We start from the raw sequence: 17,686 nt of genomic DNA, 5'->3' as shown, positions 1-17,686 counted from the left end.
CCACATCATCGCAAACGATCGGGGCGTCTATCCCTGTTCAGTACGCTCCAAGGGCTGGAGGAAGGTTCGCGGTCGTGTGCGCTTCCGCGATGTTGAATACACTTGCGCAAGCCGGACACTCTGCTCGGCCGAAGACGTATCTGATCCCCTCGGCGAGCCGCTGCTGCCCGTCCCGGACGGCTATGGCGTGCATCCATCGGCCCGGGTCGCGAAGCTCCCCGGCCGGGGCGGGCCGCAGCAACCCCCGCTCCATGTCGCCCTGATCCCAGTCTCGAACGGCCGCGTAGCAGCCGTAGTCACCGACGGCGATGGTCACCTCCGCTTCGCAGCCGGGGCAGGACACGGCATAGAAGTCGTCGGCGAAGTCCCCCAAGGAGGCGCTCCAGTGGTACTGCCCTGCAAGGGCGAGCAGATCACCGAAAAGCCGGTTGTAGTCGGCCGGACGCGTCCGAAGTCTCTGGTCCACGAGTTCCCGCAACCGGTCGACCTCGTTCGGACAACCCGCGAGCAGAGCTTCACCGTCGGGGTGCCGCAATGTGTTTCGCACGATGGCACTGGCCAATTCGAGTGCCTGGACACACGCGGGAACCAGAGCTGCCAAGCGTGGGAGAGCTGCGAAGCTCGCCGCGGAGACCGTCTCACCGTGGAGGCAGAGGCGGTCCCACAGCTCGTCCCACGCCTCCGGAACTTCCTCCTGTTCCACCTGATCCAGGAGCTGTGGCACTCGCCCAACCGCCCCGTGAGCATCGACCACCTGCGTCCAGTCCGTCACGAGGGCATTCAACTGTTCCCACAACCCCGCCGCCAACCTGCGGGATGACAGGGCCACGCGCTCCCGAGCCATTGGCGGGGCAACCCTTAGGCCGTGCATCGAAGACGCTGTTCATGCTGCTTGCCGACGGTTGCGGGCCGCGCTGGAGGTGTGGGTTGCAGGGATGACGCCCACCCTGGAGCCACAGAGTTGAACGCGTTCAACAGGCCTGGCAAGGTATCTCTCCACGGCCGCTCCTCCCGGGAGGCCGATGCGGACTGAGGGTGGGAGATCCTGGTGGCGGGCGGAGGCAGGCTGCGTGCGTGGGGGACGGCCCTCGGTGTCCTGGTAGTTGTTCTGGCTGCTCTGACGGCATGCGCCGGCCCCTATCAGTACTACGGGGGAACAGGGCTCCACGGCGCCACGGCGGCCGAAGTCGCCGGGGGCTGGGAGAACATCGAGGGGACCCACGTGGTGCTTCGCAAGGACGGAACGGCCCTTCTCGAAAAACTCGATGGGCAGGACTTCGACTTCGAGGACGGCTGGCGCCTCTCCGGTATGGGAACCTGGCAACTGAACGACGACGACGGCGGACAGACCGTCCACCTCGCGCTGACGACCCGGACACGAGTCGAGAGGCGCTTTCCCGCACCTGTGGCCGACCACTCGGCTCCGGAGCCCCCGTCGACATACTCGTGGTTCTTCTACGTGGACCGCGATCAGCACGATGGGCTGGTGCTGTTCTTCATGTACGGCGATCCGGACATCGGGAACACGTACGTGATGACGCGCGAGACAGGCTCATAGCCATTCGTTGCTCGAGTGCGCCACAACCCGACCGCCCTCCGACAGCGTCTCGGCACACGGCATCCCAAGGCCACCGTCGAAGCCGAGGACAACTGCCCAGTCACCTTTCTCGCCCGGGGTCTCGAAGGCACCGGCAACGTAGGACTCGTCCCAGTAGTCGTCACCCACCTCGGCACGGTGAGCGTCATTCGCCTCGATCAGCCCGGCCGAGCCGTTCGGCGACGTAGTCGCGGACGTCATCCCGGACAGCGTCGGCGTCCCACCGGGCGCCATTGAGCAGGTGCTGCAGACCTGCCGACTCCGTGGGCGGCGCGCAGGCCGGGGTTCTGCACGGCTGTGAGGATGCTGTGATCACGGTGCCCTGCTTGGCCAGACCCGCCCTTCTGCGGGGCAGTTCGCACAGGCTCGCTGCTGACGTGTAGGTCAATGGGCGGCGGGAGGCTCGATGCATCCTGTTTCCGGGAAGTGCCCGTTGACGTTGACCCATATGCGTGAACTGCTTACCGCGCCGGAGATGCAGGCGGATTCGCCGACGTAGATGCCGAAGACGCTCCCGTCGGCCGGGGTGGTAGCGGCTTTGCCCGTGGTGCGGTTGCTGGCTTCGACGCGCCAGAGGACAGCGATGCCCTCAAGGACGGGCAGCAGGTGTTCGGGGGAGATCCCTCCACGTTGCTGTTGCGTTTTGAGGGCGGCCTTGACCTCCTGGGTTTTGACGGTGGCTGCTTGTTGGTCTGCGCGTGCCATTGCTCCTGGCCGACGAGCTGTGAAGTCTTCGAGCTGATGGGCCAGCATGTCTGTGCCGCGCCCAGGCGTTGCGGGGCGGGACGTTGGTGACACAGACCAAGGCCAATGCCGGTGAAACCGAGGTGTCTCGACGGGTCTCGGTCGGGTAGCGTGCGGGCCATGTCGAGTCCTGAGTCGGACAAGGTGGGGGCTTTCGGTCACGCCGTCAGCCCCCTGAACCACTGAGCTTGTAGCCCTGTCGTCGCGCCACGTTCCGTGGTGGGACGAGTGCGCCCTGGGGGCCGGCCGCGGTGGCGAGATGACCTTCTCGTGCCTCTCCTCACCTCGGAGCCACTCGATGCCTCTTCCGCTGTACCTGCTCGCCCTGGCGGTCTTCGCCATGGGCACCTCGGAGTTCATGCTCGCCGGCCTCCTGCCGGACATCGCCTCGGACCTCGACGTCACCGTCGGGACAGCAGGCGTGCTCACCTCGGCCTTCGCGATCGGCATGATCGTCGGCGCTCCCCTGGTGGCCGCACTTGCCCGCAACTGGCCCAGGCGCTCCAGCCTTCTCGGGTTCCTCCTCGCTTTCGCGGCGGCTCACGCCGCGGGCGCCCTCACCACGAGCTTTCCGGTCCTGTTCACCACCCGGGTCGTCGCCGCGCTCGCGAACGCGGGGTTCCTCGCCGTCGCTCTGACGGCTGCCGCCACGCTGGCCCCTGCCGACAAGAAGGGGCGTGCGCTGGCCGTGCTGCTGTCGGGCACGACGGTGGCCACGATCGCCGGTGTCCCCGGCGGGTCGGTCCTCGGCACGCTGTTCGGCTGGCGGGCCACGTTCTGGGCTGTCGCCGCCCTCTGCCTGCCGGCCGCCATCGGCATCCTGAAGGGGATCCCCACGGGACATGCGCAGAACGACGCGACCGGCGGACCGGCCCTGCGGGCGGAGCTCGCCCAGCTCGCCAGACCGCGGTTGATCCTGGTGATGCTGCTCGGCGCGCTGGTGAACGCGGCCACCTTCGCAGGCTTCACCTTCCTCGCCCCCGTGGTGACCGGCACCGCCGGGCTGGGCGAGCTGTGGATCCCTGTCGTGCTGGTGCTCTTCGGTGCCGGTTCCTTCCTCGGCGTCACCGTCGCCGGCCGGCTGTCCGACCGGCGCCCCGGTCCGGTCCTCGCAGTCGGTGGTCCGCTGCTGCTCCTCGGCTGGCCGGCCCTGGCCCTGCTGGCCGACCGTCCGGTCGCTCTGCTCGCCCTCGTGTTCGTCCAAGGCGCGCTTTCGTTCGCGCTGGGCAGCACGCTGATCACCCGGGTCCTCTACGAGGCCGCGGGCGCTCCCACCATGGCCGGCTCGTATGCGACCGCGGCCCTCAACGTCGGCGCCGCCGTCGGTCCCCTCGTCGCCGCGATCGCCCTCAGCACCGCGGTCGGGGACCTCGGACCGCTGTGGGCAAGCGGGCTCCTGGTCGCCGTCGCGCTGCTCATCGCGTTCCCCCTCCGCGCCGTGGTCACGGCCGGCCGAAGCACCGAGGTGCTCCGGTGACGCATGCGAACGCTCCCTTGACCGTCGAGGACCGCCGAAGACCCGTGGAGCGCTGCCGCACCCGGCCGACCGTCCACGCCCCCGCACGAGCGTCACCGATGTCATGGCCGGCGACACCTAGCGGCGGGTGAGGCGGGTGAGGGTGACCCCGTTGGGGAAGGCGGTGCGCTCGGCGACGTCGAAGACGGTGGGGTCGAAGACACCGTCGACCACCGGGATTCCCCTACCGGCAACGACCGGATAGGTCTTGATCAGCAGCTCGTCGATCTCGGGCAACAGGGTGCCCGCGAGCCGGCCGCCTCCGCAGAGCCAGATGTCCAGGAGGCCCGCCTCGCCCTTGAGTTCGCGGACGAGGGCGAGTGGGTCGTTCGGCACGACGGTGACGGCTGGGTCGGTGTCCGGCCTGAGCGTGCTGGACACCACGTACTGGCGCAGATGCGCATAGGGGCTGGTGATCCCGTTGTCGAGGGCTGGGCGGTAGGTGCCGAGGCCCATGACGACGGTGCCGAAACGCCGGTTGGGCGCGTCGGTGACGCCGACGGCCGCGCGGTAAGCGGTCGGGACGGTCTCCGGGTACAGCGCGTTCGTCCAGGCCGAGTAGGCGGCGGCCTGCTGCTCATCGCCCTGCGGAAAGAAGTCGAACTCGCCGTCGGGACCGGCGATGCGGCCGTCGAGCGAGACGCCGACGTAGTACACGAGCTTTCGCACAGCTATCCCCCACACGTAGTACTCTGCTTGAAGTGGTTTGAACGTAGTACTACAAGTGGAGTGGTGTCAATGGTGAGACGGAACGACCAGCGACGTGCGGCCCTCGTCGACGCGGCGATCGAGGTGCTGGCCCGAGAAGGCGCACGCGGCCTGACTTTCCGGGCCGTGGATGCCGAGGCCGCCGTTCCCCCCGGCACGGCGTCCAACTACTTCCTCAATCGCGACGACCTGTTCACTCAGGCCGGCGCCCGGGTTTACGAGCGACTCCAGCCGGACGAGGCCACGATCGCCCGCCAGCAGGCGGCCGGCCGCGACCGGGAAACCTATGCGGAGCTGATGCGCGAACTCGTCGGCCGCATCGCCTCCTTCCGCACCGGTTACCTCGCACTGCTGGAACTCCGCCTCGAGGCCACCCGCCGCCCCGAACTGCGCAAGGTCCTCACTGAACGAGTCCGAGCAGACGTCGACGCCAACGTCGCCTATCACGAGGCCTCCCACCTCCCGGGCGACGCCACGGCCGTCAAGCTGCTCATACTGACCCTGAACTGGCTGATCGTCGAGCAGCTCACTCTGCCGGACGTCTTCACGGAGGAAGAGCGTGAACAACTGGTGACGGCCGCAGTGGAGCGCATCGTGGAAGCGGAGTAGAAGACTCGGCCTCTCGCCGTTCCTGAGAGGAACGCACGCAAGCAAGTCGTTAAGGTTTGACGACGCTTTCACTTCCGTGGGAGGGTATGGTCACTTCAGCTCGCGAAGGGCGGTGCGGCAGACGTCGTGACGCAAGGGGTGGGCGGGCGGTGACAAGGGGGATACGGCTTCGGTCGTCCGCAGCTTCGCCGGGGTGTCGGCGACCGGACTCCTCCTGCTGCCCGCAGCAGTGCGGGACGCCCCCGGCGGGGGCGCTCGCGGAAGGGGTGTGTGATGGCCGACGAGAAGACTCCTGACGAGGGTGCGGCCGAAAGGGCCGGACGGTGGGTCGCCGAGCTCGCGGAGAAGGTCATGGTGAACGGCGTGGGGCCGGTCACGGGGTCGGTGACCTGGGCCGAGGACCGTCTTTCGCGTCGGCAGGGTGACGCTTACCGGGCACCTGACGCCGAGGAGCGCCGTTCTTCCGAGGACATGAAGGACGACATCGACGCGGTCGTCGCCCGCCTCATCAAGGAGTCCGTGGCCGCGGCCGGGACCCAGGGGTTCGTCACCGGGCTCGGAGGTCTGATCACCGCAGGCGTGACGATCCCCGCGAACGTGGCCGCGTCCCTCGCCATCAACATACGGATGGCCGGTTCCATCGCACACCTCCGAGGGTGGGACATCGGCGACCCGCACGTGCGAACCGTCGCGATGATGCTCGCGATCGGGATGAGCGCGCAGAACGTTCTGGCGTCCCTCGGCGTGAAGGTCGGCCAGAAGCTCGGCGAGCAGATGATCAAGAAGATCCCGATCACGGTGATCCGGGCGATCAACAAGAAGGCCGGAACCCACCTCGTCGCGAAGTACGGAACCCAGCGCGCCGCGATCACGCTCGCCAAGGGGATCCCGATCCTGGGAGGCATCGTCGGAGGCGCCGTGGACGCGGGAGCGACCGCTGTCATCGGACGGGCCACGGACAAGGCCCTGCGCGACGGCACGCTGCGGGCCGAGGAACCGAAGTGACGATGAAGCGGACCGAGCGGACGAGGTGAGGGTGAGCCGGTAGTGCTCCCCGGCGATGAAGCGGCCGAGGTTGACCGGCCGCCAGTGGCACGGACCCCGACTCCACGTCCGAGTCCGGCCGCGGCCGCCTCCTCGTCACCGCGTAGCGGGCGGCCGGACCGGCCCGGACGGGCCGGTCGACCGGCCGCCGTCAGCGGTTACCTGACGTGGAAACCGTAGACGTGATGGGTGCCGGCCCCGGTGAAGGGGGCCGACGTGTGGGGCGGGAGGACTGCGACGTCCCATCCGGAGTTTGTCCTCCAGAAGACGACCACCTCGTGGGCGCCCGAGGAGAAGGAGGTGACCCCGCTCTGTCCGAGCGAGACGTCACCGGGTCCGGTCCAGCACCGGCTGCGCTCCGCGCCGTCCTCCAGATACGTCACCCGCACGGCGTCCGTGCCGACGCCGCAGTCGACCTCCTCAGTGGCTAAGGCGGGAGCTGCCGGGAGCACAACGCTCAAGGCGACGGCCGCCATGGCGCCCAGTGCCAGCTTCCTGGTTCGGCTCTTCATGCTCGTTGTTCCTTCCGGTCGGAGCTCCGGCGGATCGAAGCTTTAGATGAACCATCAACCATTAGCCGCGTGAGTTCAACAGTGCGGTGAGATGTCCTCACGCGTCGGCCGACGCCACGCCGTGGGCGAACACACGGGCGTCCGCCCCTGCGACCAGGAACACCGGCCGGGCTCCTGTGGTGTTCCCACCGTCGGATCCCAGCCGGGACAGCAGCGTGACGCGATCGAGAGACGTCCGAGTGACAGCCCGTACGGTGGGTGCGGGCCGACCCCCGGGCACATGCGCGAAACCGCAGCTCAGACGCGTTGTCAGTCCCCCTCCCTAAGGTGAAGCCATCATCTGGACGGACCAGAATCCATCCCGGCGTTCACGCCTCGGGTGGACACGTCCGCCTGCGGAAAAGGGTGTTGGGGAGCTGCCCCGACGGGGAAAGGGATGGACACGATGAGCGCCACGGTGAAGGACCGGCTGAAGAAGCACTTCGTGAATCACGTCGCTCTCGTCATCGACAAGTCCGGTTCGATGCGGGGTCACTCGGAGCAACTCGTGCGTGTGGTCGACGAGTTCGTGAAGGGGCTGAAGGAGGAGTCCGACCGGCTCGGCCACGAGACGCGGATCAGTCTCTACGCCTTCGACCACCTGGTCGAGAACCTGGTGTGGGACATGGACGTCAAGCACCTGCCGTCCATGCGGGGCCTGTACACCGTCGAGAACGGCGCGACGGCGCTGATCCAGGCATCGGTGAAGGCGCTCGACGACCTCGGCCACATATGGGAGGAGTACGGCGAGCACAGCTTCCTCCAGGTCGTCGTCACCGACGGCGAGGAGAACGCCTCCGGCGCCGACACGACGGGCGCGCGGCACGACCTCCTGCCCGACGGCCGCGCCGTCCTGGACCAGTGGCGCAGCAGGATCACGGAGAAGATGAACACCCTGCCGGACCACTGGACCTCGGCCATCATGGTGCCGAACTCCCTGGCCAAGCGCACCGCCCAGCAGTACGGCTTCCCGACGGGCAACATCTCGATCTGGGACGCGGACTCGGACCAGGGCGTCGAGGAGGCGATCGGTGCCGTCAAGTCGGCCGCCACCCGGTTCCTGCGGGACCGTGAGCAGGGCGTGCGCGGTACCCGGAACCTCTTCGCGATGGGCCAGGATCTGAGCGCGGCGGACGTGAAGTCGAACCTCCAGGCCCTGGACGCCGGCAAGTACGTGCTCATCCCGGTGGACCAGCGCACGTCGATCCGCGACTTCGTCACCAGCGCCGGGCATCCGTACAAGACCGGCTGCGCCTTCTACGAGCTGTCCAAGCGGGAGAAGGTGCAGGCCAACAAGCAGATCGCGGTGGCGGAGAAGGACCCGGCCACCGGCCGCATGACCGGGAAGGTGTTCACCGGTCCCGCCGCCCGGCAGCTCCTGGGCCTGCCGTCGACGGAGGTCACGGTGGCGCCGGGGAGCAACGACGCCTACACGGTGTTCGTCCAGTCGACGTCGGTCAACCGGAAGCTGGTCCCGGGGACCAGGCTGCTCGTCCTGCTGTGATCCGTGGCGTCCGCGCCGCTCATGATCCAGAATCGGCGGGCACACCCTCGGGAGGACTTTCCGTGCCCTCGCTCCATGACGCCGCCACCTGGCAGCCGAGGGGGCGGTCGCCTGAGCCGCTCCATCGGTCGGGACCCCGGAACGCCTCGAGGGCCCCGACCATCCGGTCGAGGCCCTCGAAGGAGCACGTGTCCGAGGGGGGACTTGAACCCCCACGCCCGATAAAGGGCACTAGCACCTCAAGCTAGCGCGTCTGCCATTCCGCCACCCGGACTAGGTGTCTGCCGCCCTGCGGGGGTGTTCCCCGCGGCGACATGGACAACCATACCAAGGTTTCGGAGTGCCTTTCACCTGCGTTTTCCGTGCCTCCGGACGGTGGTGGTACGGGGTGCACGGGGTGTGTCCGGGCGGTCACGCGGGTCAGGGCGTGAGCTGGTACTCCGGGAAGTTCCCCGGCAGCCTCTCCCCCGCCGGGCCGCGGGTCACCGCGCGGACGAGGAGGTCGCCGCCGACGAAGGCGCCGCGCCAGGACGCGCCGAAGCCGCCGAACAGCTCGTCCCGGTCTCCGCGCGAGCGCGGCACCCCGTGGCCGATCTTGAAGGCGCGGATGTGCGGGGCGAGCCGGTCGAAGGTGGCGCGTTCGTCCGTGGAGAGGGTGGCCACCAGGGCGCCGTTGGACGCGTTCATGGCGGCCAGCAGTTCCGCCTCCGTGTCGACCAGGACGATCGTGTCGACCGGGCCGAACGGTTCCGCGTGGTGCAGCGGGGAGGAGCGGGGCGGGTTGAGCAGCGTGACGGGCTGGACGTACGCCGACGTGTCCTGGCCGGGCAGGAAGCGGGCGTCGGTCGGGGTGCCGCGGTGCAGCGGGACGGCGCCGCGGTCGATCGCCTCGGCGACCTGGTCGTGCAGCTCCTTCGCCTTGGCCGCGTTGATCACGGGGCCGAGGTCGAGCGCCGGGTACGGGTCGTCCGGATGCTCGACGGCGAGGGGGTGGCCGGTGCGCAGGGTGCGGACGGCGGGGAGGTAGGCGGCGAGGAACGCGTCGAAGAGGCTGCGCTGGACGACGAAGCGCGGGTAGGCCGTGCAGCGCTGCTTGCCGTAGTCGAAGAGTTTCGGGATCGTCGCGCTCAGGGTGTCCCAGTCGGAGAAGTTCCAGATGCCCCAGGTGTTCAGGCCCTCCTGTTCGAGGATGTGGCGTTTGCCCAGGTCGGCGCCGTCGCCGCCGACATCCGGGTGATCCTCGCGACCGAGGCGCCCAGGGAGCGCCGCCGGTACACGCGCGAGGAGATCCTCACCTCGATGCGCCGGCTGATGCAGCCCTCGTCGATCGCCGTGATCGGCGCCTCCGACGAAGCCGGCAAGATCGGCAACTCGGTGATGCGCAACCTCGTCGACGGCGGTTTCGCGGGCGAGATCCACCCGGTGAACCCCAGGGCCGACGACATCGTGGGCCGCAAGGCGTACAAGAGCGTCACCGACGTCCCCGGCGAGGTGGACGTGGCGGTCTTCGCGATCCCCGCGCGGTTCGTGGCGGCGGCGTTGGAGGAGGTGGGACGCAAGGGGATCCCCAACGCCGTGCTGATCCCGTCCGGTTTCGCGGAGACCGGTGAGCACGGGCTCCAGGACGAGATCGTGGCGGTCGCCGAGCGGTACGGCGTGCGGCTGCTGGGGCCGAACATCTACGGCTACTACTCGACCTGGCAGGACCTGTGCGCCACGTTCTGCACGCCGTACGACGTCAAGGGCGGGGTCGCGCTGACCTCGCAGTCGGGCGGCATCGGGATGGCGATCCTGGGCTTCGCGCGGACCACGAGGACGGGCGTGTCGGCGATCGTGGGCCTCGGCAACAAGTCGGACCTGGACGAGGACGACCTGCTGACCTGGTTCGGCGAGGACCCGCACACCGAGTGCATCGCGATGCACCTGGAGGATCTCAAGGACGGGCGCGCGTTCGTCGAGGCCGCGCGGGCGACCGTGCCGAGGAAGCCGGTCGTGGTGCTCAAGGCGGGGCGCACGGCGGCGGGCGCGAAGGCCGCCGGGTCGCACACCGGGGCGCTCGTCGGGGACGACGCCGTCTACGACGACGTGCTGAGGCAGGCCGGGGTCATCCGGGCGCCAGGGCTGAACGAGATGCTGGAGTACGCGCGCGCGTTGCCGGTGCTGCCCGTGCCGAAGGGCGACAACGTGGTGATCATCACCGGGGCCGGCGGCAGCGGCGTGCTGCTGTCCGACGCGGTGACGGACAACGGGCTGTCCCTGATGGAGATCCCGCCCGACCTGGACGAGGCGTTCCGCGCGTTCATCCCGCCGTTCGGGGCCGCGGGCAACGCGGTCGCCTTTCCGGCGGGGCGGCTGCGTGAGAACGGCAAGCTGCCGGCGCGCTGGGCGATGATGCTGGGGTCGGCCGGCACGCTGCTCGGCTACCTGTCGCTGGCGTTCGCACCGCTTCCCGATGTTCGCGGCGCTGTTCCTGCGGCCGCCGGGACGCTCCGGCGACAAGCGCGTCACACCCGGCCCCCGGCCGCTCGGCGAGGGATGACCCGACGGACCTCCCCCGCCGGGCCGGCACGGACCGGCACGGACCGGCACGGACCGGCACGGACCGGGCGGCCCCTCCCGCGGCACGCGGAAGGGCCGCCCGGTCCGTGTTCCGGTCAGTGGCGCCGCTTGCGCAGGGCCGCCAGGTTGTCGTAGCTGATCTTGGCCTCGCGCAGCGACTGCGCCGGGTCGGTCGCGCTCGGGGAGTTGTCGTCCTCGATCATCGGGTTGTGGTAGTTCCGCTGCCCGACCCGGGAGAAGAACGTCATGTAGTCGATGACCCCGGTTCCGAAGGGCACCATGTCGTAGCCCATGCCGTTGGTGGTGCTGACCACGCCGTCCTTGGCGTGGAAGAGCGGGTAGCGCCGGTTGTTGCGGACGACCAGCCCGGCCGGGTCGAAGACGTTCTTCCGGGTGGAGCCGTCGTGGGCGGTGTACGTGTGGAACTTGTACTGGGCGACGTGCGCCCAGAAGATGTCCATCTCCAGCCAGACCACCTTCGGGTCGGTGATCTTGAGGAAGTACTCCAGCTTCCGGATGCCGGAGCTGCGGGTCGGCCGGCCCTGTTCGTCCAGCGGGCCGCCGTCGAGCAGGAAGCCGTAGGCGCTGTCGTGGTTGTGGGTGTAGAGCTTGATGCCCTCGCGGTGGGCGATCGCGCCGAGGGCGTTCCACTTGTCGGCGGCCACGTCCCAGTCGGCGCGGTAGGCGCTGCCGGTGGGGTCGCCGCCGGTACCCATGTGGTCCATGCCGAGGATGTTGGCGATCTCCAGGTGCTTCTTGAAGGTGTCCAGGTCCGCCGTGGTCAGCGGCCAGGAGGACGGGATGAAGCCGTGGTTGCCCTGGGCCCGCAGGCCGTACTCGTCGAGCCAGGAGCGCAGCAGCTTGGCGCCCTGGACGGATTCCAGGCTGGCGCCGCCCGGCGCGTTGGCGTGCTGGTTGTAGCCGGCGAACTCCACCTGGCGGTAGCCGTGGCGGGACAGCTGCTTGAAGACCTCGCGGAAGCCGGAGGGCAGGTCGGAGGCGAGGGGGTCGCGGGCGGTGGCGTCGCGGACGGTGTAGAGGATGATGCCGCGCTTGTCCGCCGGGACGAGGACCTGCCCGTGGCCGTGGTCGTGGCCGTGGCCGTGGTCTCTGTCCCGGTCGTGGGCGAGGGCCGGGGAGGCGCCGAAGACGGGGGCCGCCACGGCTCCGGCCGCCACGGCGGTGCAGGTGCTGAGGAAGCGGCGTCGGTTCACGCCGAGGGTGCGGCGCAGGCTCTCGTCCGGGCCGTCGGCGGCCGGGGCGATGCCGGAGTCGGTGCGGGAGGGGTCCGTGAACGGGGTCACTGATGCCTGCCTTCTGGGGTCGTGGCCTGCGCCGATGCGGCTCGGGCGGGCCGTTGTCAGTGCCGTGTGTTTCACTCTCAGTAGTCGGAATGCGGCGGGCGTACCGGGTGGTGCGTCAGCCGAGTCCGGCCAGTTGGAGCAGGAGTTGTTTCACATCGGTGGCCGCGACGCGGTCACCGACAGCGCGGGGGGTGGAGCAGATGAGGAGCGGACCGTCGTCGTCGCTCGCGGGGAGGCGGCCGTGGCTGCCGCGAATAGGTGAGGCGTCCAGGGGCACGACCGCCATGCGGTAGCGCATGCCGAGCTTCTTGCGGGCCACGGCCGTTGCGGCCTTGACCTTCACATAGGGGTCGAGCGGGTCCATGAACAGCTCGACCGGGTCGTAGCCGGGTTTGCGGTGGATCTCGACGAGCTGCGCGAAGTCGGGCGCGCGGTCGTCGTCGAGCCAGTAGTAGTACGTGAACCAGGCGTCCGGCTCCGCGACGGCGACCAGCTCGCCGGCGCGCGGGTGGTCGAGGTGGTGGGCCTTCTTGCCCTCGTCGTCGATGAGCTGCTCGATGCCGGGCAGGCCGTCGAGGGCGGCGCGGGTGGCGTCGAGGTCCTCGGGGCGGCGGACGTACACGTGGGCGATCTGGTGGTCGGCGACCGCGAAGGCGCGGGAGGCCATCGGGTCGAGGTACTCCATGCCGTCCTGGGTGTGCACCTCGAGCAGGCCGGCGCGGCGCAGGGCGCGGTTGATGTCCACGGGCCGGTTCACGGGGGTGATGCCGTACTCGGAGAGCGCGACGACGGTGCGGCCCTCGGCCCGGGCGTCGTCGAGGAGCGGGGCGAGTGCCGCGTCCAGGTCGGCGGCGGCCTTGAGGGAGCGCGGGTCGTCGGGGCCGAAGCGCTGCAGGTCGTAGTCGAGGTGAGGGAGGTAACAGAGCGTCAGGTCGGGGTGGCGGGTGGCCATGATGTGCCGGGTGGCGTCGATGATCCACTGGCTGGAGACCAGGTCGGCGCCGGGGCCCCAGAAGTGGAAGAGGGGGAAGGTGCCGAGCTTGTCGGTGAGTTCGTCGTGCAGGGCCGGGGGCCGGGTGTAGCAGTCGGGTTCCTTGCGGCCGTCGGCGTAGTAGACGGGACGGGGGGTGACGGTGATGTCGGTGTCGGCGCCCATGGCGTACCACCAGCAGATGTTGGCGACCGTGTAGCCGGGGTGGGCGCGGCGGGCGGCGTCCCAGAGCTTGTCGCCGCCGACGAGTCCGTTGTGCTGGCGCCACAGCAGGACCTCGCCGAGTTCGCGGAAGTACCAGCCGTTGCCGACGATGCCGTGTTCGGAGGGCATGGTGCCGGTGAGGAAGGTGGACTGGGCGGCGCAGGTGACGGCGGGCAGGACGGTGCCGAGCGGTGCCCGGGAGCCGGACTGTCCGAGCTTCTTGAGGTGGGGCATGTGGTCGAGGAGACGGGGGGTGAGGCCGACGACGTCCAGGACGAGGAGCGGGGTCGGTCCGTCGGAGGAGGCGGGGGCGGGGGCGGCGGTCATGGCAGTTCCTTCAGGCCGAGGTCGGTCAGCAGGTCGCGGGCGAGGGTGAGCTCGGCGGCGATGCCGTCGGTGAGCTGGGCGCGGCCGCGGGGCCGCAGCTCGGGCGGGAGGGCCTGCCAGGTGTACGTCTCGACCTCCAGGTGGCGGGTGAGCGGGTGCGGGCCGCCGACGAGCCGGGACAGCGCGGCCTTCAGTACGGGGAGCGTGGAGGTGAGGGGTGCCGCGGGGTCGGCGTGCAGCGGGACGTGGAAGTGGGCGCGCCAGGCAGCGGTGCCGGGAAGCGGGCCGTCGGCGGCCAGGGCCTCGTCGAGGTCGTCGGTGCCGTGCAGGGCGCCGTCGACGGTGGTGGTGCGGGTCTGGTGCAGGAAGCGGGGTTCGGCGAAGGCGGCGAGGGCTTCGCGGACCGCGGGATCGCGGGGGTGTTCGGCGTGCAGGGCGGCGGAGAGCTGGGACTTGACGACGGGGACGCGGGCCTCGGTCAGGGCGTCCAGGGCGGTGTGCGGGTCCTCGAAGGAGGTGGCGAGGTGGCAGGTGTCGACGCAGACGCCGACGCGGTCGTGGCCGATCGCGGTCAGCGGGGCGATCGCGTCGTGGGTGGTCTCCACGACGCAGCCGGGTTCGGGTTCGAGGCCGATGCGGATGGAGCGGCCGGTCAGTTCCTCGAGGGCGTCGAGGCGTTCGGCCAGGGTGGCCAGGGCACTCCGGGCCTTGTCGGCGCGGGTGTCGTCGTAGGCGGTGCGCCAGGCCAACGGCAGGGTGGAGACGGTCCCCTCGGTGACGTCGTCGGGCAGCAGGCCGGCGAGGACGCGGGCGAGGGAGGTGGTGTGGTCGAGGCGCTCGGGGTCGGCCCAGTCGGGCTTGTAGACCCGGTACTTGACCTCTTCGGCGCCGAATCCCTCGTAGGGGAAGCCGTTGAGGGTGACGACCTCCAGGCCGCGCCGGTCGAGTTCGCCGCGCAGGCCGCGCAGTGCCGAGGGGTCGGTGACCAGGGCGTGGGCGGCGTCGCGGGCGAGCCACAGGCCGATGCCGAGGCGGTCGCGGCCCAGGCGCCTGCGGACGGGTTCGCAGTGGTCGCGGAGCTGGGCGAGGACGCCGTCGAGGGTCTCGGCGGGGTGGACGTTGGTGCAGTAGGCGAGGTGGACGGTGGAGCCGTCGGGGTGCCGGAAGCGCATCGCTCACTCCCCGCCGCGCAGGATGGAGTTGCCCTCGTGGGTGGCGTCGGAGGCGGCCACGTCGAGGCTCAGGCGCCCGCTGAGCCCGTAGAAGGCGACGGGGTTGCGCCACAGCACCCGGTCCACGTCGTCCTCGGTGAAGCCCTCGGCGAGCATCAGGTCGCCGACCTTGCGGGTCTTGAGCGGATCGCTCTTCCCCCAGTCGGCGGCGGAGTTCACCAGGACCCGTTCGGGGCCGTACGCGCGCAGGAGGGCGACCATGCGGGCCTCGTCCATCTTGGTGTCCGGGTAGACGGAGAAGCCGAGCCAGGCGCCGCTGTCCTTGGCCTCCCCGACGGTGGTCTCGTTGAGGTGGTCGACCAGGACCCGGTCCACGGGCAGGGCGGACTCGCGGACCACGTCGAGGGTGCGGCGCAGGCCGGCGAGCTTGTCGCGGTGCGGGGTGTGCACCAGGGCGGGCAGGCCGTGGTCGGCGGCGAGCTGGAGCTGCGCGGCCAGGGCCTTGTCCTCGGCCGGGGTCATCGAGTCGTAGCCGATCTCGCCGACGGCCACGACGCGGTCCTTGACGAGGTAGCGGGGCAGTTCGTCCAGGACCGGCAGGCAGCGCGGGTCGTTGGCCTCCTTGGGGTTGAGGGCGATCGTGCAGTGGTGGGCGATGCCGTACTGGGCGGCGCGGAAGGGCTCCCAGCCAAGGAGGGCGTCGAAGTAGTCGCGGAAGGAGTCGGGAGAGGTGCGGGGCTGGCCGAGCCAGAAGGAGGGCTCGACGACGGCGCGGACGCCCGCGGCGTGCATGGCCTCGTAGTCGTCGGTGGTGCGGGAGGTCATGTGGATGTGGGGGTCGAAGATGCGCATCAGGACTCCTTGCCGTGGGGGTCGGCCGTGCCGTGCGAGGAGCGCGGGGCCTCGGTCAGGGCCAGGACGCGGTGCAGGTCGTCGGGGACGGGACGGCCCGCGGCGGTGCGTTCGGCGGCGTAGTCGGTGAGCATGCGGGCGAGTTCGCCGTCCCCGCCGGCCCGCCGGTCCAGGTCCGCCACCTGGTCGACGGGGACACCGGTGAACAGGCACTTCAGCACGGCGTGCCGCCACTGGTGGGCGTCCAGGTGCCGGGCGGCGTAGGGGCCGAGGGCGGCGGCGACCAGCCGGGTGTCGTTGGTGCGCAGGGCGTCCTCGACGAGCGGGAGGGCGTCGGGGCCGGGCACCAGGTGGGGCAGCGCCTGCAGGACGGCGCGGCGTTCGTCGGCGGTGCCCTGCGCGTACACCCGGGACAGGACGCCGGCGTCGGCGCGGGCCGCGTGCAGGATGAGGACGCGGGCGGCGTCGGCGTGGGCGGGACCGCAGCGGCGGCCGGCCTCGGCGAGGCGCAGCTCCCACACGGAGATCGGGCCGTGGGTGCCGGGGTGGGCGGTGGCCTCGTCCAGGGCCTGGTCGAGCCAGGCGCGGGCGGCCGGGGCGAGCCGGGCGGTGAGGAGCGCGTGCAGGCCGGCCGGCGCGAGGTGGGCGGGGACGGTGCCCTGCGCGGCGTGCTCGGCGGGGGTGCCATCCGTGTCCTGGGTGCGGTGGGTGGCGTGGGATCTGGTCATGGGATGGCTCCCTTCAGAGGGTGGCGGAGGGCTCGCCCCGGTGGTCGGCGGAGGGGGACGCCGTCGCCGCCGCCCGGCGGAGGAACGGGAGGGAGTGTTCGGCGAAGCGGGGGCCCGCGTGCGAGTGGCGGGGCAGTTCGACGACGGTCAGGCCCTGGTAGCCGGTGGCGGCGAGGGCCTCGAGGACGGGCGGGAAGTCGATCTCGCCGTCTCCGAAGGGGAGGTGTTCGTGGACGCCGCGGCGCATGTCCTCGATCTGCACGTGGCGCAGCCAGGGAGCGGCCTCGCGCACGCAGTCGGCGGGCGGCAGGGGCTCGAGGCACTGGCAGTGGCCGATGTCCAGGGTGAGGCCGAGGTGCTCGGGGTCGCCGAGGGTGCGGCGCAGGACGTGGAAGTCGGCGAGGGCGGCCAGCAGGTGGCCCGGTTCGGGCTCGACGGCCAGAGGCACGCCGGCGTCGGCGGCGGCGTCCAGGACCGGGGCGAGGGACTCGGCCAGCCGCTTCCAGGCCGTGTCCTCGTCCGTGCCGGGTGGGGTGATGCCGCTGAAGCAGTGCACGGCGTGCGCGCCGAGGTCGGCGGCGACCCGGACGGCCCGCACGAGGAGGTCGGTGCGGCGGGCGCGGTCCTCCGGGTCCGGGTCGAGGAGGGACGGGCCGTGCTTGCGGCGCGGGTCGAGCACGTAGCGGGCGCCCGTCTCCACCGTGACGCCCAGCCCGAGGGCGGCCAGGCGGTGCGCGACCCGGCGGGTGCGGGCGGCGAGGTCGGGGGCGAGCGGGTCAAGGTGCATGTGGTCGAGCGTCAGGCCGACGCCGTCGTAGCCGAGGTCGGCGAGGAGGGCGAGGGCGTCGTCCAGGCGGAGGTCGGTGAGGCCGTTGGTGCCGTAGCCGAAACGGAGCGGGGACGGGGAGGCGCTGTCCGGGTCCGGCCGCAGGCCGGTGGCGGTGGTCGCGTCCGCGTTCGCGGGTGGCTCGTGATGCGGGTTCCGGCTCATGTGATGCTCACCTTCCTCATGCCGGTCCTCCTCGCGAACAGCCGGCCCGCCGGGGCCAGGGCCGCGACCAGGAGGGACGTGGCGACCGCACCGGAGCGGGCGGCGAGGGCCGCCTGGAGCGGGACCGTGGCCCGGATGCCGCCCCCGACGGCACGCTGGGTGAGCGGGGGCGAGGGGTTGAGCGTGGCGTGGAGGTAGGGGCGGGCGGCCGCGGCGGCGTAGGCGGCGCCCAGGGCGGTGGTGAGGGCGGCGGTGGCCCGGGCCGGGCCCGGCGTCCCCGGGGCG

General features: G+C 70.8%; 16 protein-coding genes, 1 tRNA gene and 3 pseudogenes. 6 read left to right on the top strand and 14 right to left on the bottom strand.

Going from position 1 to position 17,686, the window contains the following annotated elements; genetic code table 11:
* Positions 1-37: 37 nt before the first annotated feature.
* A complete protein-coding gene (locus tag JHAT_RS14740; protein WP_143660430.1) occupies positions 38-772 on the bottom strand; it encodes a hypothetical protein in 735 nt (244 codons plus the stop codon).
* Positions 773-1,048: 276 nt separating this feature from the next.
* Between JHAT_RS14740 and JHAT_RS14735 the strand changes: the two genes are divergently transcribed.
* A complete protein-coding gene (locus tag JHAT_RS14735; RefSeq protein WP_077798623.1) occupies positions 1,049-1,558 on the top strand; it encodes a hypothetical protein in 510 nt (169 codons plus the stop codon).
* On the opposite strand, the gene JHAT_RS14730 is transcribed toward JHAT_RS14735, so the two are convergent.
* Both JHAT_RS14730 and JHAT_RS34370 read right to left on the bottom strand, forming a co-directional pair.
* Complete coding sequence (locus JHAT_RS14730; RefSeq protein ID WP_253195496.1) at positions 1,553-1,798, bottom strand: DUF6461 domain-containing protein; 246 nt, start codon at positions 1,796-1,798, stop codon at positions 1,553-1,555. The two genes, JHAT_RS14735 and JHAT_RS14730, sit on opposite strands and share 6 nt — an antisense overlap.
* A gap of 183 nt (positions 1,799-1,981) precedes the next feature.
* Positions 1,982-2,302 (bottom strand): hypothetical protein, encoded by a 321-nt coding sequence (locus JHAT_RS34370; RefSeq protein WP_143660427.1) that lies wholly within the window; start codon positions 2,300-2,302, stop codon positions 1,982-1,984.
* A 337-nt stretch (positions 2,303-2,639) separates the two neighbouring features.
* Here JHAT_RS34370 and JHAT_RS14720 point away from each other — a divergent pair, with 337 nt between their 5' ends.
* A complete protein-coding gene (locus JHAT_RS14720) occupies positions 2,640-3,818 on the top strand; it encodes a Cmx/CmrA family chloramphenicol efflux MFS transporter (RefSeq protein ID WP_077798621.1) in 1,179 nt (392 codons plus the stop codon).
* Positions 3,819-3,935: 117 nt separating this feature from the next.
* On the opposite strand, the gene JHAT_RS14715 is transcribed toward JHAT_RS14720, so the two are convergent.
* Positions 3,936-4,526: a dihydrofolate reductase family protein gene (locus JHAT_RS14715; protein WP_077798620.1), complete on the bottom strand. Its 591-nt coding sequence runs from the start codon at positions 4,524-4,526 to the stop codon at positions 3,936-3,938.
* A 69-nt stretch (positions 4,527-4,595) separates the two neighbouring features.
* On the opposite strand from JHAT_RS14715, the gene JHAT_RS14710 reads away from it, so the two are divergent.
* Together JHAT_RS14710 and JHAT_RS14705 are read left to right on the top strand one after the other, a co-directional pair.
* Positions 4,596-5,174: a TetR/AcrR family transcriptional regulator gene (locus JHAT_RS14710; RefSeq protein ID WP_077798619.1), complete on the top strand. Its 579-nt coding sequence runs from the start codon at positions 4,596-4,598 to the stop codon at positions 5,172-5,174.
* A gap of 273 nt (positions 5,175-5,447) precedes the next feature.
* On the top strand, positions 5,448-6,179 hold the full coding sequence (locus tag JHAT_RS14705) for an EcsC family protein (RefSeq protein WP_077798618.1): 732 nt from the start codon (positions 5,448-5,450) through the stop codon (positions 6,177-6,179).
* Positions 6,180-6,376: 197 nt separating this feature from the next.
* Here the strand turns inward: JHAT_RS14705 and JHAT_RS14700 are convergent, their stop codons facing one another.
* Entirely contained in the window at positions 6,377-6,730 is a 354-nt protein-coding gene (locus JHAT_RS14700; protein WP_077798617.1) for a hypothetical protein, read from the bottom strand.
* Between the two features lie 436 nt (positions 6,731-7,166).
* On the opposite strand from JHAT_RS14700, the gene JHAT_RS14695 reads away from it, so the two are divergent.
* Positions 7,167-8,273, top strand: a complete 1,107-nt coding sequence (locus tag JHAT_RS14695) for a vWA domain-containing protein (RefSeq protein WP_077798616.1) — start codon at positions 7,167-7,169, stop codon at positions 8,271-8,273.
* Positions 8,274-8,462: 189 nt separating this feature from the next.
* Here the strand turns inward: JHAT_RS14695 and JHAT_RS14690 are convergent.
* Both JHAT_RS14690 and JHAT_RS14685 read right to left on the bottom strand, forming a co-directional pair.
* Positions 8,463-8,547: transfer RNA gene (locus tag JHAT_RS14690), tRNA-Leu, on the bottom strand.
* A gap of 146 nt (positions 8,548-8,693) precedes the next feature.
* A pseudogene (locus tag JHAT_RS14685) lies at positions 8,694-9,491 on the bottom strand (aldehyde dehydrogenase family protein); the annotation flags it as partial.
* Between JHAT_RS14685 and JHAT_RS14680 the strand changes: the two are divergent.
* Positions 9,480-10,622: pseudogene (locus JHAT_RS14680) on the top strand (acetate--CoA ligase family protein); the annotation flags it as partial. The pseudogenes JHAT_RS14685 and JHAT_RS14680 sit on opposite strands and share 12 nt — an antisense overlap.
* Positions 10,623-10,927: 305 nt before the next feature.
* Here the strand turns inward: JHAT_RS14680 and JHAT_RS14675 are convergent.
* The 7 genes and pseudogenes from JHAT_RS14675 to JHAT_RS14645 form a co-directional block, all read right to left on the bottom strand.
* Complete coding sequence (locus tag JHAT_RS14675) at positions 10,928-12,136, bottom strand: sugar phosphate isomerase/epimerase (protein WP_077798615.1); 1,209 nt, start codon at positions 12,134-12,136, stop codon at positions 10,928-10,930.
* 115 nt (positions 12,137-12,251) lie between these two features.
* The gene (locus JHAT_RS14670) at positions 12,252-13,658 is read right to left on the bottom strand and encodes a nucleotide pyrophosphatase/phosphodiesterase family protein (RefSeq protein WP_077798614.1); all 1,407 of its coding nucleotides are present in this window, start codon (positions 13,656-13,658) and stop codon (positions 12,252-12,254) included.
* Positions 13,655-14,830 (bottom strand): metabolite traffic protein EboE, encoded by a 1,176-nt coding sequence (eboE, locus tag JHAT_RS14665; RefSeq protein WP_077798613.1) that lies wholly within the window; start codon positions 14,828-14,830, stop codon positions 13,655-13,657. Before eboE ends, JHAT_RS14670 begins: the two co-directional genes overlap by 4 nt.
* A gap of 3 nt (positions 14,831-14,833) precedes the next feature.
* Positions 14,834-15,682 (bottom strand): TatD family hydrolase, encoded by an 849-nt coding sequence (locus tag JHAT_RS14660; protein ID WP_077798612.1) that lies wholly within the window; start codon positions 15,680-15,682, stop codon positions 14,834-14,836.
* Positions 15,682-16,410, bottom strand: coding sequence for an EboA domain-containing protein (locus JHAT_RS14655; RefSeq protein WP_077798611.1), 729 nt, complete (start codon positions 16,408-16,410; stop codon positions 15,682-15,684). The genes JHAT_RS14660 and JHAT_RS14655 overlap by 1 nt, the downstream gene beginning before the upstream one ends.
* 13 nt (positions 16,411-16,423) lie before the next feature.
* The gene (locus tag JHAT_RS14650; RefSeq protein WP_253195495.1) at positions 16,424-17,401 is read right to left on the bottom strand and encodes a sugar phosphate isomerase/epimerase; all 978 of its coding nucleotides are present in this window, start codon (positions 17,399-17,401) and stop codon (positions 16,424-16,426) included.
* Positions 17,398-17,686, bottom strand: a pseudogene (locus tag JHAT_RS14645) (prenyltransferase); the annotation flags it as partial. The gene JHAT_RS14650 and the pseudogene JHAT_RS14645, both read right to left, overlap by 4 nt.

Source organism: Streptomyces sp. JHA26 (genome assembly GCF_002005565.1).
Lineage (GTDB): Bacteria > Actinomycetota > Actinomycetes > Streptomycetales > Streptomycetaceae > Streptomyces.
Note: the sequence above shows the minus strand (reverse complement) of the source record. Positions and strands in the feature narration are given on the sequence as shown.

Bases quoted from the DNA above. Each gene is read 5' to 3' on its own strand.
- JHAT_RS14700 (WP_077798617.1), bottom strand. From the start codon at position 6,730: ATGAAGAGCCGAACCAGGAAGCTGGCACTGGGCGCCATGGCGGCCGTC.
- eboE (WP_077798613.1), bottom strand. From the start codon at position 14,830: ATGCGCTTCCGGCACCCCGACGGCTCCACCGTCCACCTCGCCTACTGC.
- JHAT_RS14730 (WP_253195496.1), bottom strand. From the start codon at position 1,798: ATGACGTCCGCGACTACGTCGCCGAACGGCTCGGCCGGGCTGATCGAG.
- JHAT_RS14710 (WP_077798619.1), top strand. From the start codon at position 4,596: ATGGTGAGACGGAACGACCAGCGACGTGCGGCCCTCGTCGACGCGGCG.
- JHAT_RS14650 (WP_253195495.1), bottom strand. From the start codon at position 17,401: ATGAGCCGGAACCCGCATCACGAGCCACCCGCGAACGCGGACGCGACC.
- JHAT_RS14720 (WP_077798621.1), top strand. From the start codon at position 2,640: ATGCCTCTTCCGCTGTACCTGCTCGCCCTGGCGGTCTTCGCCATGGGC.
- JHAT_RS14670 (WP_077798614.1), bottom strand. From the start codon at position 13,658: ATGACCGCCGCCCCCGCCCCCGCCTCCTCCGACGGACCGACCCCGCTC.
- JHAT_RS14705 (WP_077798618.1), top strand. From the start codon at position 5,448: ATGGCCGACGAGAAGACTCCTGACGAGGGTGCGGCCGAAAGGGCCGGA.
- JHAT_RS34370 (WP_143660427.1), bottom strand. From the start codon at position 2,302: ATGGCACGCGCAGACCAACAAGCAGCCACCGTCAAAACCCAGGAGGTC.
- JHAT_RS14695 (WP_077798616.1), top strand. From the start codon at position 7,167: ATGGACACGATGAGCGCCACGGTGAAGGACCGGCTGAAGAAGCACTTC.
- JHAT_RS14655 (WP_077798611.1), bottom strand. From the start codon at position 16,410: ATGACCAGATCCCACGCCACCCACCGCACCCAGGACACGGATGGCACC.
- JHAT_RS14660 (WP_077798612.1), bottom strand. From the start codon at position 15,682: ATGCGCATCTTCGACCCCCACATCCACATGACCTCCCGCACCACCGAC.